Below are 1,589 nucleotides of genomic sequence, written 5' to 3'. Positions count from 1 at the left end.
CAAGGTTTTATAAGTCTGCTTATTCACGCCGGCAATCAAGTTAAAACCCGAAAAGATTATATAATTATGACAAACAGCAAGATCGTGAATATAACAACCCAACGGCGTCGAGAGCTAAACAAAACATATATTTTATAAACATTTGAACCTTATGGGCTCTTTATAATAATTAATAATACTTGGTTCCAAATTCTTTAAAAAACAAAGGTAATCAGTTTAAATCCCGAAGGGATTACATATTTATAACAATAGGTTTCAAAAAAACACTCGACCCAAACGGGGTCGAATACAATCGCCATAAATATTTTCTACAAACACCTGAACAACTTGGAGCTAATATTCAATCCATTTAAAAAGATAATCTTCTTTAAAATCAACGTTAAATTTCTTCATAAATAAAACATATTCCTCCCGAAATGATAATTTTTTATGATGTTCCTTCTGTCTTTGAATATATGCAATTACATTATCTAACGCAGAATGGCTATAAGAAAAAGCACCATATCCTTCTTGCCATTCAAATTTATATTTGATAAATCTTTTTTCGTTTATAAACTTATTAGAAGATTTTTTGATTTCTCTTACTAAATCAGATAGACAACAAGATGGTTTCATTCCAATCAAAAAATGAATATGATCATGAACCCCATTAATAGCCAGCATTTTTTGATTTTTGTTTTGTACTATTCCTGTAATGTATTTATATAATTCATCTTCCCAAGACGGCAATATCAAACAGTTTCTACCTTTTACGGCAAAAACAACCTGAATATAAATTTGAGAAAAAGTCCCGGCCCCCATGGAATTAAATTTACTTTTTAAAAATACATCATTTAGTTTAATTCCGAAATATTCAATAGCTTAAATTAAAGATAACACCTTAAAATCGTGACTATTAGAATTAATCACTACAATTAACCTTTTTTCTAAAAACATTTGAACCTTTAGTGTTAGAAATAATATTATGAAAACTAATTCTTAAAAATTCATTTTTATAATTACTGTCAATCATTTGAATAAGTATTATTTTAAACACTTGTGCCAATTATAAAAACACATGATTAACTAAAAAAGCTTTACTTAAAATAAATCCCAAAGGGATTAAATATTTATAAACCTCCGTAAAAGCATAAGAATACGACCCCAACGGGGTCGGATACCATTACTAACCATATTTCTATAAACATTAGAACCCCAAGGGTTCTTAATCAGAAATTTTAATTGGTACTGAACCCAAATTTTGAAGAAAAATAACGTCAACTATTTACACATCTAATCAATGAAAAATGCAGTTTATTTAAATCCCAAAGGGATTAAATATTTATAAACCTCCGTAAAAGCATAAGAATACGACCCCAACGGGGTCGGATACCATTACTAACCATATTTCTATAAACATTAGAACCCCAAGGGTTCTTAATCAGAAATTTTAATTGGTACTGAACCCAAATTTTGAAGAAAAATAACGTCAACTATTTACACATCTAATCAATGAAAAATGCAGTTTATTTAAATCCCAAAGGGATTAAATATTTATAAACCTCCGTAAAAGCATAAGAATACGACCCCAACGGGGTCGGATACCATTA

General features: G+C 29.1%; 1 protein-coding gene. It reads right to left on the bottom strand.

The window, feature by feature from the left end; genetic code table 11:
- Positions 1-333: 333 nt before the first annotated feature.
- Entirely contained in the window at positions 334-801 is a 468-nt protein-coding gene (gene tnpA / locus FHP04_RS14300; RefSeq protein WP_139856828.1) for an IS200/IS605 family transposase, read from the bottom strand.
- Between the last annotated feature and the right edge of the window lie 788 nt (positions 802-1,589).

Origin of the sequence: Aequorivita sinensis, assembly GCF_006346335.1 — a bacterium.
GTDB classification, from domain to species: domain Bacteria; phylum Bacteroidota; class Bacteroidia; order Flavobacteriales; family Flavobacteriaceae; genus Aequorivita; species Aequorivita sinensis.
The sequence above is the reverse complement of the archived record's forward strand: the minus strand, read 5'-3'. Positions and strand labels throughout refer to the sequence as shown.